Below are 13517 nucleotides of genomic sequence, written 5' to 3' on the forward strand. Positions count from 1 at the left end.
CCTCAGGCGGCTTTCTTCAGGTCGACGACCACGGCAGTGGCCGCCAGCCAGGCGACGATCAGCGTGACGAAGTAAAGGAAATCGCGCAGGTCGATCACACCCTTGCTGAGCGAATCGAACCGGATAAGGAAGCTCAGCGAGGCCACCGCGTCCACCAGCCATCTCGGTGCCCAGGCGAAGGCGTCGAGCACCATCGGCAAGCCGCTGACGATAAACAGGAAACAGACGCTGACGGCCAGAATGAAGGCGATCACCTGGTTCTTCGCCAGCGCCGACATGCACGAACCGATCGCCAAGAAGGCACCAGCAAGCAACCAGCTGCCGAAGTAACCCGCAAGGATCGCACCATTGTCCGGGTCACCCAGGTAGTTGACGGTCAGCACCATCGGGAAGGTCAGCAGCAGTGCAAGCCCGGCGAACACCCAGGCGGCGAGAAATTTCCCGCAGACGGCCTCGAGCAGGCTGACGGGCAAGGTCATCAGCAATTCGATGGAACCGGATTTGCGCTCCTCGGCCCAGAGCCGCATGGCAATCGCGGGGATGAGGAACAGGTAGAGCCAGGTGTGAAATCCGAAGAACGGCACCAGGTCGGCCTGACCACGCTCGTAGAAGTTACCCAGGTAGAAGGTGAACACACCGGACAGCACGAGAAAGATCAGGATGAAGACGTAAGCCAGAGGCGTCGCGAAATAGCTGCCCAGCTCACGCTTGAAGATCACAGGCAACTGCCTCATTGCGCCTCCCCCCGAGTCAAGGTGCGAAATACCTCGTCCAGCCGACCACGCTCGACGTCCAGTTCCTTCACCGCCCACCCTTGCTGGGCGATCAACGCGCTGATCGGCGGAAAGATCACCGCCCCGGGTTTGGCCAGCACGGTGATGCCGCGACCGGGTTCGTTGCGCTCGACGCCCGCCACGCCCGGTAAGGCCGCGAGGGCGATCTCGTCGAGCGGGTCGTCGCTGACCAATGTCACCGCCTGGTGATAGCGCGATCGACTTTCCAGCTCGTATGGCGTGCCGTCAGCCACGAGCCTGCCACGGGCAATCACCACCGCCCTCGTGCAGACGGCCGTGACCTCTTCGAGAATGTGGGTGGAAACGATGACGATCTTGTCCCGCGCCAGCCCCTGGATCAGCTGCCGCACCTGATGCTTCTGGTTCGGGTCCAGGCCGTCCGTAGGCTCATCGAGGATGAGCACGCGCGGATCATGCAGGATTGCCTGAGCCAGGCCGACCCGGCGCTTGAAACCTTTCGACAGGGTCTCGATGGTCTGGCCCAGCACCGCATCCAGCTCCACCTGCGCCGCCGCGGCGGCCACCCGAGCGCGCCTGTCCGCGCCACGATAGCCGCGCACCTCGGCAATGAATTCGAGGAAGCCGCGCACCGTCATATCGGCGTAGCAAGGGGCGCCCTCCGGCAGGTAGCCGATGAGCCGCTGCGCCTGCAGCGTCCGGGTGCGGATGTCGTGTCCGAACAGCCTCGCGGTACCGGAAGTCGGCGCGAGAAAGCCGGTCAACATCTTCATGGTCGTGGACTTGCCGGCGCCATTCGGGCCGAGGAACCCAAGCACCTCGCCCGGCTGGACGCTGAACGACAACGCGTCCACAGCGGTGTGCTGGGCAAATCGTTTGGTCAGCTTGTCTAGTTCGATCATTGGCTCTCACCATCCTGGCGGGCCCGCAACGTCGGAAACCGGGCCCGATGCGCGGCGGAATATAAGTAGAGCGAGCGCGGCATTGCAACTGGCGGGAGAAACAGCATTAGCGATGCAAAAAGCACTGTGGTAGAACCGCTCGGCAGCGGCATGGCGCTTGGCCGGGCGAGTGATCGGGGGCGGGATGATCGAGCGAATCTTTCAGGGCAGCCGGTTTCTGGTGTGGGTCGCCGTCGCGACGACGGCCGTTTCGGCCGTGCTCTTGTACGGTGTCAGCCTCAACACCATGGCGCGCATCCTCCTGGATCTCGTTCACGAGGTCCCGAATACGGCAGACGCAAGCAAGAGCCTGGCCGTCAAGCTGCTGAAGCTGCTCGACCTGCTGTTCATCGCGATCAGTTTCCAGCTCATCGCGGTGAGCCTGTACCGGCTGTTCATCGGCACCTCGAACAAGGCGACCACCCTCGGTCCGCTTGAAGCCGACTCGTTTCACGACCTGAAAAAGACCCTCATCCAGGTTTCGGTCGTCATACTGGTCATCCTGTTTCTCGAGCACGCCGTTGAAGTGGGCGCCACACTGGAAACCCTGTATCTGGGGGCCGCCATCAGTCTCGTAACCTTTTCGGCCATCCTGGCTTGGAAAAACATGAAGTAAACTTCGCCGCACCGCGATTCCTGCGTGCCATGCCCTTCGGCCGCATGGCGACAGGGTTCTCGCCAGAGGTTCAGCGCTACCTGCCAACACAGCGCCTGGAGCATCCTCACCGTCCGCGGTGTGGCTGATCCTGGCATCCAACCCTTTTCAACCGAATCTGTCGTATGACCCGTTCTCCGATCCGCCGTCTGATTTTCTCCCTCGTGCGTCGCCTGCTGTATGTCTGGGTTCGCTCGGAGACCATCAACCAGTCCGCCTTCACCCTCAAGCTGGATCGCAGCCAGCCTGTGTTCTACGTGCTGCAGCGCGCATCGCTGAGCGACCTCGCGGTGCTCGACCACGAATGCAGCAAGGCCGGGTTGCCGCGCCCGGTAAGCGAGGTTGCCGTCGGCAATCATCTCGAACCGGCCGCCTTCATGTTCCTCAACCCCGCCGCCAGCTGGTTCGGGACGCGAACCCGCACGGTCGCGCCCGAGGCGCTGGTCCGCCTGGTCGGCGCGCTGGAGCAGAACGCGGTGGACAATGCGCAGATCATCCCGGTGAGTGTCTTCTGGGGCCGCTCGCCCGACCGCGAGACCAGTGCCTGGAAGTTGCTGTTCGCCGACAGCTGGGCTGTCACCGGGCGGCTGCGCAAGCTGCTGAGCATCCTCATGCTCGGTCGCAAGACCCGTGTGCAATTCTCCACGCCGATCCAGCTCAACGAACTGGTCGCGCAGAACAAGGGGCATGAACGTACCCTGCGCATGGCGCACCGCATGTTGCGCGTGCACTTCCGCAATCAGAAGACCGCGGTAATCGGTCCCGACCTGTCTCACCGCCGCAACCTGGTCAAGGGACTGGTGCATGCGCCCCAGGTGCGCCAGGCGATCCGAGACGAAGCCGAGCGCGAGAACATCTCACTGGAAAAGGCCGAAGCCCGGGCGCTGCGTTATGGCAATGAGATCGCCTCGGATTACGCCTACACCGCGGTGCGTTTTCTCGAGGTGGTGCTGTCCTGGTTCTGGAACAAGATCTACGACGGGATTCGCGTCAACCACCTGGAACCGCTGCAGGACGCGGTACAGGGCCATGAAGTCATCTACGTGCCCTGCCACCGCAGCCACATCGATTACCTGCTGCTCTCCTACCTGCTGTTTCGCAACGGCCTGACGCCCCCGCACATCGCCGCCGGCATCAACCTCAACATGCCGGTGATCGGCAGCCTGCTGCGTCGCGGTGGCGCCTTCTTCATGCGTCGCTCATTCAAGGGCAATCCGCTCTATACCGCGGTGTTCAATGAATACCTGCACACCCTCTTCAGCCGCGGGTTTCCGGTGGAGTACTTCGTCGAAGGCGGACGTTCGCGCACCGGACGCATGCTGCAACCGAAAACCGGCATGCTGGCCATCACCCTGCGCAGCTACCTGCGTTCTTCACGCCTGCCGATCCTGTTCGTGCCGGTCTACATCGGTTACGAACGGGTGCTGGAGGGCCGTACCTACCTGGGCGAACTGCGAGGGGCGGCGAAGAAGAAGGAATCCATCTTCGACATCTTCAAGGTCATCGGCGCATTGAAGCAGCGCTTTGGCCAGGTCTGGGTCAACTTCGGCGAGCCGCTCAAGCTCAACGAATTCCTGGAACACGAACAACCAGGCTGGCGCCAGCAGAACCTGGCTCCCACCTTCCGCCCGGAATGGCTCAACGAGACGACCAACCGTCTGGCCGAACGCATCGCCCAACGCCTCAACGAAGCAGCCGCCGTCAACCCGGTCAACCTGGTCGCCCTGGCCATGCTGTCGACCAGCCGTCAGGCGCTGGACCGCCGGGCGCTGGCACGCATCCTCGACCTCTACCAGAACCTACTGCGCGCCGTGCCCTATTCGCCACACACCACGCTGCCAGAAGGCGATGGCGAGACGCTGATCACCTACGTCAAGGACCTCGGTCTGCTGGCCGAACAGAAGGATGCGCTCGGCAACATCCTCTATCTGGACGAGCAGAACGCGGTCCTGATGACCTACTACCGCAACAACGTGATGCACATCTTCGCGCTGCCAGCCTTGCTGGCGAGCTTCTTCCAGAGCAGTTCGCGAATCAGCCGCGAGCAGATCCTGCGCTACACCGAAGCGCTGTACCCCTACCTGCGTGCCGAGCTGTTCATCCGCTGGGAGGCCGACGCGCTGGAGTCGGTGGTCGATCAGTGGCTGGCAGCCTTCGTCGACCAGGGCCTGCTCAAGGTCGATGGCGAGGCCTATGTGCGGCCAGCGCCCAGCTCACGCCAGTTCGTCCTGCTCACACTGCTGGCGCGAGTGATCGTCCAGACCCTGCAACGCTTCTACATGGCCATCTCGCTGCTGCTCAACAGCGGCCAGAACAGCCTGGACGCCGAAGAGCTGGAAACGCTCTGTACAGTGATGGCCCAGCGGCTGTCGATCCTCCACGGGCTGAATGCGCCGGAGTTCTTCGACAAGAGCCTGTTCCGCCATTTCATAAAGACGCTGCTGGAGCAGGACGTGCTGCGCCAGGACGCCAGCGACAAGCTCGCCTATCACGACAAGCTCGGCGAACTGGCCGAAGGCGTGGCCAAGCGGGTATTGCCGGCCGAGATTCGCCTGTCGATCCGCCAGGTGGCGCTGGAACCGCATCACGACGATTCCGAACCCACCTCGGCGTAGAGCGCACAGTGAGCCGCCCCCGGCCTGTCGTGACAGCCCGGGGTTGCAACGCTGCGCACAGGCGCATAATCCTTTAGCATCGCGCTGCCCTTGATCCCCGCTAACGACCCGAAGGTATCCCCATGCTTCGCATCTGCACCCTGATCGTCGGCCTGGCGCTTTCCGCCAGCGCCTTTGCCCTGTCCCTCTCCGACTTCAGCCAGGGTGACGCCGGCAAGGCGTTGAAGGATGCCCTGAGCCAGGGCACCAAGGTCGCGGTGCAACAGCTGGGGCAGCCGGGAGGCTTCAGTAACGACCCGGACGTGCGCATCGAACTGCCCGGCAATCTGGGCAAGGCATCGCGCATGCTGAAAATGATGGGCATGGGTGCTCAGATCGAAGAGCTGGAGAACGGCATGAACAAGGCGGCCGAATCGGCAGTGCCGCAGGCGCAGGCGCTGTTGCTCGATGCCGTGAGCAAGATGACCGTCGCCGACGCCAAGGCGATCCTGGCGGGCGGTGACGATTCGGCTACCCAGTACCTGAACAAGACCAGCCGCGAGCAGATTCGCGCCCGCTTCCTGCCCATCATCAAGCAGGCCACCGACAAGGTCGGCGTGGCCCAGCAGTACAACGCCCTGGCGAGCAAGGCGTCCGGCCTGGGCGCGGCCGATCCGCGCTACAGCAGTGTGGAAAGCTACGTCACCGAACAGGCACTGGACGGCTTGTTCACCGTGATCGCCGAGCAGGAGGCGAGCATCCGCCAGAATCCGGCACAAGCCGCCACCAGCGTGGCGAAGAAGGTCTTCGGCGCATTGATGGGTCAGTAAGGCGCCCCGATGTATCACGGGGAGAAGCTCAACGCCTGGACTCACCTGGCCGGTGCGGCGCTGGCAGTGGCTGGAACGGTCTGGCTGTTGATATTGGCCGCCCAGGATGGCGACCCCAGGAAGATCGTCAGCATGGCGATCTACGGCTTTACCCTGGTCCTGCTCTACAGCACCTCCACGCTCTATCACAGCGTGCGCGGGCGCGCGAAGGTGATCATGCAGAAGCTCGATCACCTGTCGATCTATCTCTTGATCGCCGGCAGCTACACGCCCTTCTGCCTGGTGACCCTGCGCGGCAGTTGGGGCTGGTGGCTGTTCGGCGGCGTCTGGTCGCTGGCGGTCATCGGCATGCTGCAGGAGATCAAGCCGCGCTCGGAAGCCCGCGTGCTGTCGATCGTCATCTACGCCGTCATGGGCTGGATCGTCATCGTCGCAGTGAAGCCCCTGCTCGCCTCCCTTGGCAGCACGGGATTCACCTGGCTGGTGAGCGGTGGCGTCGCCTATACCGTGGGCATCCTCTTCTTCGCCTATGACCAACGTTTCCGCCACTGGCATGGCATCTGGCACCTGTTCGTCATGGCCGGCAGTCTGCTGCATTTCGTGGCGATCCTGCGCTACGTCGTCTAACACGCCGCTGGCGCTCATCATGAGCGATCCACATATTCAGCTCGAAACGACCCTCATCCACAATCGGCACACCGGCCCCGCCGAGCTGACATTTCTGTAAGCCAATCGACAGCAAACCCGCGCGGTTGCTGGTCCGCGATCGGGGGGAACGACCCATCGGCATCCTGGTCAGGTTTAGAACAACACACGCAACGTCTTGTTACTACCGACGATAAGGATGAACGATGAACAACTACGCCCGCTTCGGCGCGATGATCGCCACATCCACGCTGGTCATGTTCGGATTGATGTATCTGAACACCTATCAACTGGACCACATCTTCTTCAGCGAGACGCGCGCGTACATGGCGCTGGTCATGGGGGCAACCATGGCGTTCATCATGCTGGCCTTCATGCTCGGCATGTATCAGAAACGCAGCGTCAACATTGCCATCTTCGCCGGCAGCGTGGTGCTGTTCGCCACCGCCCTCTGGCTGGTGCGCAGCCAGCAGACCGTAGACCAGGTCTCGTACATGAAGGCGATGATCCCGCACCACTCGATCGCCATCATGACGAGCGAGCGCGCCACCATCACCGACCCGCGCGTGCGCGAACTGGCCGACGGCATCATCCAGTCGCAGCGGGAAGAGATCGCCCAGATGAAGCAGCTGATCCAGGAACTCGAAGGCAATGACTGACGCTCAGCACTAACCGCCAGCGCGGAACAGAATTTTGAAATCGGTCCATCCGTCCTGGCTGCTGCAGCTGATCTCGCCACGGTGCGCCTCGATGATCGAACGGGTGATCGCCAGCCCCAGCCCGGCATTGTTCGGGCTACCTTCGCGGCGTGCCGGGTCGACCCGGTAGAAGCGATCGAACAACCGTGGCAGATGCTGAGCCGGAATGGTCGCGCCCGGGTTGCCAACGCTCAGCGCGACGCCAGCATCGCCGGCCTCGATCACGACACGAATCACCCCGCCATCGGGTGTGTAGCGCAGCGCGTTGGAGAGCAGGTTGGACAGCGCTCGGTGCAGCATCGCGGCGTCGCCCTGAAGGCTCGCTGCGCCGGTCAGCTGGATCTGCACGCCGCGGTCGTCCGCGGTCATCTGGTAGAACTCGATCAACTGCTCGCAAAGCGCGCGCAGGTCGATGAGACCTGTTTCCGGAGTGATCAGCCCGTTGTCGGCCTTGGCCAGAAAGAGCATGTCGTCGATCATCCGCGCCATCCGGCGCAATTCCTCCAGGTTGGAATAGAGGGTTTCCTGGTACTCCTCGCGACTGCGAGCCCGGGTCAGGACCACTTCGGTGTGCGTCATCAGGTTGGATACCGGCGTGCGCAGCTCGTGGGCAATGTCCGCGGAGAAGTTGGACAACCGCACGAAGGCCTCCTCCAACCGGGCCAGCATCGCATTGAAGGCCAGCACCAGTTGCCGCAGCTCGGCGGGCACCGACTCGGCCGGAATACGTTCGGTCAGTGACTTGGCCGACACCGAGGCGGCGACCTGCGTGACCTCGCGCAATGGACGCAGGCCGCTGCGCGCCAGCAACCAGCCAAGCACCCCGCTGCCCAGTACGCACAACAGCCAGGCGCCCCAGAGCCAGCCCGTGAGGGTACGAAAGAACAACCGATGAGTGGTGACGTCCAGCGCCAGCTCGACACTCAGCGGCTGCCCCGCCACCATCATGACCTCCGCCCGATGACGCCACACGCGCGGCCCACCCGAAGCCGGCTGCACCGCGTGTGCATGGCCGCCTGGCAGGGAAGCGCCACCGCGAGCGGCGAAGCGTACCTGCCCCTGGGCGTCGACGATGCGTACGGACAGATCGCTATGGCCGCCCAGCAGCGCCTGCAGTTGCGGCTGCAGACGGTCGAACCCGGACAGGTCATCCAGCGTCTGCAGCAGTTCGCGACTGGCATGGAGTTTTTCTTCCAGCGTCTGCCGGTCCAGGTCGTCGAAGTGATGCTGGCTCAGCTGGTGGAAGAACACGCCCGCCGCACCGAGCACGCCGGACACCGCCAGCATGAACATCAGGCTGAGCCGCGCGGTCAACGACAGCCGCTTCATGCGGCGTCCGGATCATCGAGCAGGTAGCCCATGCCACGCGCGGTGTGGATCAGCTTCGGTTCGAAGCCGTCGTCGATCTTCGCGCGCAGCCGCCGGATCGCGACCTCGATGACGTTGGTGTCGCTGTCGAAATTCATGTCCCAGACCTGCGAAGCGATCAGTGACTTGGGCAGCACCTCGCCCCGCCGGCGCAACAGGAGCTCGAGCAGGGCGAACTCCTTGGCGGTCAGGTCGATGCGCTGGCCAGCCCGCACCGCGCGACGCTTGAGCAGGTCGACCTCCAGGTCGGCGATCTTCAGCTGGGTTTGCAGCGCCGCCGCGTTGCCACGCCTGAGCAGCGTGCGCACCCGCGCCAGCAATTCTGAAAAGGCGAAGGGCTTGACCAGGTAATCGTCGGCGCCGAGCTCCAGACCGCGGACACGGTCCTCCACGCGGTCCCGCGCGGTCAGGAACAGCACCGGCAGCTCGTGACCGGCGGCCCGCACCAGGCGCAGCACTTCCCAGCCATCGAGGCCGGGCATCATCACGTCGAGGATCAAGAGGTCGTAAGGCGCGCTCAGCACCAGTTGCAACGCGTCGGTGCCCGTGGTGACGCGATCGACGGTGAACCCGGCCTCGCTCAGGCCCTGCTGCAGGTACATCCCGGTTTTCGGCTCGTCTTCGGCGACCAGCAGTTTCATCGCATCGTCCTCTCTGCTCTGGCCCCGGAGTGTGCCGCGAACCGTCCCGGCGGACCACAAGCTGACAGAAAAGTAATCTTCCGCTCAGCTTGCCGAAAGCCTTGTCGCGCTAAGGTCGGGCCAAGAAAGCACTTGGCGTGCAGCGCTTGACCTTGCCATGAGGGCAAGGTCGAAGATGCGGATCAGCCGGAATAGGCCGGCGGTTCTGCGGAGGTTTTCATGAGCACCACGACAGTCCTTCAGGTTCAGGGCATGACCTGTGGTTCCTGCGTTCGCCACGTCACGCAGGCGTTGACGCCACTGGCTGGCGTCGAGGCGGTAGAGGTGGATCTCAAGGGTGGGCTGGTGCGTGTCGAGGGCAATCCCGACGTCGCCACGCTGCTCGAAACATTGGCCGATGCCGGCTACCCGTCAGCGCTCGCCAACGGCACCCCGTCCGGCGCAGCGCCGAAAGGCGGCTGTGGTAGCGGCTGCGGTTGTCGCTGATCGATTCATCCGGAGTGCTTCCCATGCGATACACAGCTTCGAAACTCACCCTCATCGCCGCGCTGCTGGTGGCTGGCGGCGCTCAGGCTGCGCAAGTCATCGATGTCCACCGTGACGCGAACTGCGGCTGCTGCAAGGACTGGATCACCTACCTCGAAACCAACGGGTTCGAGGTACGCGACCACGTCGAGCAGGACATGAGCGCGGTCAAGCAGCGTCTGGGCGTGACGCCCCGCCTGGGTTCGTGCCACACCGGCGTGATCGACGGCAAGTTCATCGAGGGCCATGTCCCGGTCGCGCAGATCCACGAGCTGCAGCAGCGACAGGATCTGGTCGGCGTAGCCGCACCGGGGATGCCGGCAGGTTCGCCGGGAATGGATTATGGCCAGCCGGCCCAGGCCTACCAGGTCATCGGCCTGACGCACGCCGGCAAGGATGTGGTGCTCGCCGACTATCCGGCGAAGTGAGAGACACCGGCCGGGTGCTGCTGACGCGCTCCCGGACGATCCGATGACATCAGGAACAGACAGGCCGCCAATGCCGACCAACGCTTCCCGCCGAACCTTCGTCAAGAGCCTCGCCGCGACCGGTGCCGTCGCCGGTCTGGGGCTCTGGCGCCAGCCCGTCTGGGCGCTGACCAGCCCCGGCCAGCCGACGGTGCTCAGCGGCACCGAATTCGACCTGACCATCGAGGCGATGACGGTCGACTACACCGGTCGTCAGCGCACCGCCATGGCCATCAACGGCAGCATTCCCGGCCCACTGTTGCGCTGGCGCGAGGGTGACACCGTGACCCTGCGCGTGCGCAACCGCCTGCCGCAGGATACCTCGATCCACTGGCACGGCATCCTGCTGCCGGCCAACATGGACGGCGTGCCCGGCTTCAGCTTCGCCGGCATCGCGCCGGACGGCATGTACGAGTACCGTTTCAAGGTCAAACAGAGCGGCACCTACTGGTACCACAGCCATTCCGCATTCCAGGAGCAGCTCGGTGTCTACGGCCCGCTGATCATCGATCCCGAGGAGCCGGAGCCGTTTGCCTACGAACGCGACTATGTGGTGTTCCTCTCCGACTGGACCGACGAGAGCCCCGCGCGCGTGCTGGCCAAGCTGAAGAAGCAGTCCGACTACTACAACCAGGGCCGCCGCACGGTTGGCGATTTCATCAACGATGTCGCCGATCAGGGCTGGCGCAAGACCTTCAGCGATCGCTGGGCCTGGGCGAAGATGAACATGTCGCCACCGATCTGGCCGACGTCAGCGGCGCAACCTACACCTACCTGCTGAACGGCCAGGCGCCGGACGGCAACTGGACCGGGCTGTTCCAGCCGGGCGAACGCATCCGCCTGCGCCTGATCAACGGCTCGGCGATGAGCTACTTCGACTTCCGCATCCCCGGTCTCAAGCTCACCGTGGTCGCCGCGGACGGGCAGAACGTCGAACCGGTACAGGTGGACGAAGTGCGCCTGGCCGTGGCGGAAACCCTCGACGTGATTGTCGAGCCCGACGGTAGCCAGGACGCCTACACCCTCTTCGCCCAGGCCATGGACCGCAGCGGCTACGCCCGTGGCACCCTGGCCGTGCGCGAAGGCCTGCAGGCACCGGTGCCCAGCCCCGACCCGCGCCCCGAGCTGAGCATGGAGGACATGGGCCATGGCGACCATTCCGACCATGGCCAGGCCGCCCCGGCACCTGCGCAGGGCCATGACGCCCATGCCGGGCACGGCGACCATGGCGCGATGGATCACGAGCAGATGAACCACGCCGCCATGGGCCACGGCTCGTCCGGCGACGGCATGCAGGCGCATCCGGCCAGCGAAACCGACAACCCGCTGGTCGACATGCAGACCATGATGCCGGTGCCCAAGCTGGACGATCCAGGCATCGGCCTGCGCGACAACGGCCGGCGCGTGCTGACCTACGCCGACCTGCGCAGCGCCTTCGCCGACCCGGATGGCCGCGAGCCGGGCCGCACCATCGAACTGCACCTGACCGGCCACATGGAGCGCTTCGCCTGGTCGTTCGACGGCATTCCCTTCGCCGACGCCGAACCGATCCGCCTCAAGTACGGCGAGCGGGTGCGCTTCGTGCTGGTCAACGACACCATGATGCACCACCCCATTCACCTGCACGGACTGTGGAGCGACCTGGAGGACGAACACGGCAACTTCCAGGTGCGCAAGCACACCATCGACATGCCACCGGGTTCGAAACGGAGCTACCGGGTCACGGCCGACGCCCTCGGTCGCTGGGCCTACCACTGCCACATGCTGATGCACATGGACCTCGGGATGTTCCGTGAAGTCCATGTCGAAGAAGCTGCCAACGTCACTTCAGCGCCCGAGCAGGAGCACCCGCATGACCACTAGGATCGCGGCGATCATCGCCCTCTCCCTTGCTGCTCCCCTGAGCCTGGCGCAGCAAGGCCCGGACCACAGCGGACACGTCCATCGCCCGGCCCAGGACAACGGCGGCCACGCCGCTCACCCACCTGCGCAGCCGCCCGCCACGGGCATCCCGCCGGGGCAGGCGACGCGCCCACCGGTTCCGACGATCCGTCCCGAGGACCGGGTGGCCGCCTTTCCTGACCTGCCCCCTCACGCGATGCACCAGGGCGGCAGCAACTTCCTGTTCCTCGCCGATGAACTGGAATGGCAGGACGCCGACGAAGGCAGCGCGCTGGCCTGGGATCTATCCGGCTGGGTTGGAGGCGACATCGACCGCCTGGCCTTCCGCTCCGAAGGTGAGCGTACCAATGGCCACACCGAGGAAGCCGAACTGCAACTGCTGTGGAGCCACGCCATCGGCCCCTGGTGGGAAACCGTCGCCGGCGTGCGTCAGGACTTCAAACCCGGCTCGCCGCAGACCTGGGCGGCCTTCGGCGTGCAGGGCATGCCGCTGTTCGGCCTGGAAACCGAGGCCACCGCCTTCCTCGGCGAGGGCGGCCAAAGCGCACTGCGCCTGGAAGCCGAGTACGACATCCTGCTGACCCAGCGCTGGGTGCTGCAACCGACCGCCGAGCTCAACCTGCACGGGCGAAACGACGAGGCGCGTGGCGTCGGCGCCGGATTCAGCGACGCCAATCTCGGGCTGCGCCTGCGCTATGAGATCAGCCGCCAATTCGCGCCTTATATCGGCCTGACCTGGAACCGTGCATACGGCAATACCGCCGACCTGCTGCGTGCCGAAGGCGAGGATGTCAGCGACACTCGTCTAGTCGCCGGCATCCGCTTCTGGTTCTGAGGCCCGACCCATGAAAACAGTCCTGGCGACCTTGGCGCTGAGCACCTTAGCGGTCGCAGTCGGCGCCGCGGCGGTGGTGTATTCCGGCATCATCGATGTCGGCGCGGATTCCCCGCATAGCGCGCCGCTGCACACCGTGCTGGAGGCCACCCGCGAACGCGCCGTGGCCGTGCGTGCGCGTGACATCGAAGTGCCGACGCTGGGGTCTGCGGAGCAGATTCGTTCCGGGGCAGGCAACTATGCGGCGATGTGCGTCGGTTGCCACCTCGCGCCCGGAGTCGCCCCGAGTGAACTGAGCCAGGGGCTCTATCCGGCGCCGCCACGCCTCGCCGAGGCCTCGGGTCACGACAACCCGGCCGCTAGCTTCTGGATCATCAAGCACGGCATCAAGTCCACCGGCATGCCGGCCTGGGGCCGGTTCATGGAGGACCAATACATCTGGTCGCTGGTGGCCTTTCTCGAACAGCTGCCCTCACTTACGCCACAGGAGTACCAGGCGCTGGTGAATTCAAGCGACGGTCACCAGCACGGCGGTGGCGAAGACGACACCCACGGCACCAGCGGCGCGCATCATGCCGAAGGTCCCCCTCCGACCGAGTCCCATCAACCGGCGCAGCCTGAGGCCCATCGCCACGCCGATGGCAGCGACCACGCCCACTGACTG

At 64.6% G+C, this 13517-nt stretch carries 15 protein-coding genes; 11 read left to right on the top strand and 4 right to left on the bottom strand.

The features are described from left to right. Positions 1–2 precede the first annotated feature (2 nt). Together MST27_RS05115 and MST27_RS05120 are read right to left on the bottom strand one after the other, a co-directional pair. Entirely contained in the window at positions 3–734 is a 732-nt protein-coding gene (locus MST27_RS05115) for an ABC transporter permease subunit (RefSeq protein ID WP_243604928.1), read from the bottom strand. After that, positions 731–1654 carry an ABC transporter ATP-binding protein gene (locus MST27_RS05120; RefSeq protein WP_243604929.1) on the bottom strand — a complete coding sequence of 308 codons (924 nt, stop codon included), beginning with the start codon at positions 1652–1654 and terminating at the stop codon, positions 731–733. The genes MST27_RS05115 and MST27_RS05120 overlap by 4 nt, the downstream gene beginning before the upstream one ends. A gap of 184 nt (positions 1655–1838) precedes the next feature. On the opposite strand from MST27_RS05120, the gene MST27_RS05125 reads away from it, so the two are divergent. The 5 genes from MST27_RS05125 to MST27_RS05145 all read left to right on the top strand — a co-directional run bounded on the left by MST27_RS05125 (position 1839) and on the right by MST27_RS05145 (position 7076). Continuing rightward, the gene (locus tag MST27_RS05125) at positions 1839–2309 is read left to right on the top strand and encodes a YqhA family protein (protein WP_243604930.1); all 471 of its coding nucleotides are present in this window, start codon (positions 1839–1841) and stop codon (positions 2307–2309) included. A 164-nt stretch (positions 2310–2473) separates the two neighbouring features. After that, a complete protein-coding gene (plsB, locus tag MST27_RS05130; RefSeq protein WP_243604931.1) occupies positions 2474–4963 on the top strand; it encodes a glycerol-3-phosphate 1-O-acyltransferase PlsB in 2490 nt (829 codons plus the stop codon). Positions 4964–5085: 122 nt separating this feature from the next. Further along, positions 5086–5772, top strand: a complete 687-nt coding sequence (locus MST27_RS05135) for a DUF4197 domain-containing protein (RefSeq protein WP_243604932.1) — start codon at positions 5086–5088, stop codon at positions 5770–5772. Positions 5773–5781: 9 nt separating this feature from the next. Continuing rightward, a complete protein-coding gene (trhA, locus tag MST27_RS05140; protein WP_243604933.1) occupies positions 5782–6399 on the top strand; it encodes a PAQR family membrane homeostasis protein TrhA in 618 nt (205 codons plus the stop codon). Positions 6400–6623: 224 nt separating this feature from the next. Then, complete coding sequence (locus MST27_RS05145; protein ID WP_243604934.1) at positions 6624–7076, top strand: DUF305 domain-containing protein; 453 nt, start codon at positions 6624–6626, stop codon at positions 7074–7076. Between the two features lie 9 nt (positions 7077–7085). Here MST27_RS05145 and MST27_RS05150 read toward each other — a convergent pair whose 3' ends face one another. After that, a complete protein-coding gene (locus tag MST27_RS05150) occupies positions 7086–8444 on the bottom strand; it encodes a heavy metal sensor histidine kinase (protein ID WP_243604935.1) in 1359 nt (452 codons plus the stop codon). Further along, a complete protein-coding gene (locus MST27_RS05155) occupies positions 8441–9124 on the bottom strand; it encodes a heavy metal response regulator transcription factor (protein WP_243604936.1) in 684 nt (227 codons plus the stop codon). The genes MST27_RS05150 and MST27_RS05155 overlap by 4 nt, the downstream gene beginning before the upstream one ends. A gap of 219 nt (positions 9125–9343) precedes the next feature. On the opposite strand from MST27_RS05155, the gene MST27_RS05160 reads away from it, so the two are divergent. The 6 genes from MST27_RS05160 to MST27_RS05185 all read left to right on the top strand — a co-directional run bounded on the left by MST27_RS05160 (position 9344) and on the right by MST27_RS05185 (position 13514). Next, positions 9344–9610 (top strand): heavy-metal-associated domain-containing protein, encoded by a 267-nt coding sequence (locus MST27_RS05160; protein WP_243604937.1) that lies wholly within the window; start codon positions 9344–9346, stop codon positions 9608–9610. Between the two features lie 23 nt (positions 9611–9633). After that, on the top strand, positions 9634–10077 hold the full coding sequence (locus MST27_RS05165; protein ID WP_243604938.1) for a DUF411 domain-containing protein: 444 nt from the start codon (positions 9634–9636) through the stop codon (positions 10075–10077). 70 nt (positions 10078–10147) lie between these two features. Next, positions 10148–10897 carry a multicopper oxidase domain-containing protein gene (locus MST27_RS05170; protein WP_243604939.1) on the top strand — a complete coding sequence of 250 codons (750 nt, stop codon included), beginning with the start codon at positions 10148–10150 and terminating at the stop codon, positions 10895–10897. Further along, on the top strand, positions 10828–11979 hold the full coding sequence (locus tag MST27_RS05175; protein ID WP_243605055.1) for a copper resistance system multicopper oxidase: 1152 nt from the start codon (positions 10828–10830) through the stop codon (positions 11977–11979). Before MST27_RS05170 ends, MST27_RS05175 begins: the two co-directional genes overlap by 70 nt. Continuing rightward, on the top strand, positions 11969–12853 hold the full coding sequence (locus MST27_RS05180; RefSeq protein WP_243604940.1) for a copper resistance protein B: 885 nt from the start codon (positions 11969–11971) through the stop codon (positions 12851–12853). Before MST27_RS05175 ends, MST27_RS05180 begins: the two co-directional genes overlap by 11 nt. A gap of 10 nt (positions 12854–12863) precedes the next feature. Next, positions 12864–13514 (top strand): c-type cytochrome, encoded by a 651-nt coding sequence (locus MST27_RS05185; protein ID WP_243604941.1) that lies wholly within the window; start codon positions 12864–12866, stop codon positions 13512–13514. Positions 13515–13517: the final 3 nt, after the last annotated feature.

Source organism: Stutzerimonas marianensis (assembly GCF_022810315.1).
GTDB classification, from domain to species: Bacteria; Pseudomonadota; Gammaproteobacteria; order Pseudomonadales; family Pseudomonadaceae; genus Stutzerimonas; species Stutzerimonas marianensis.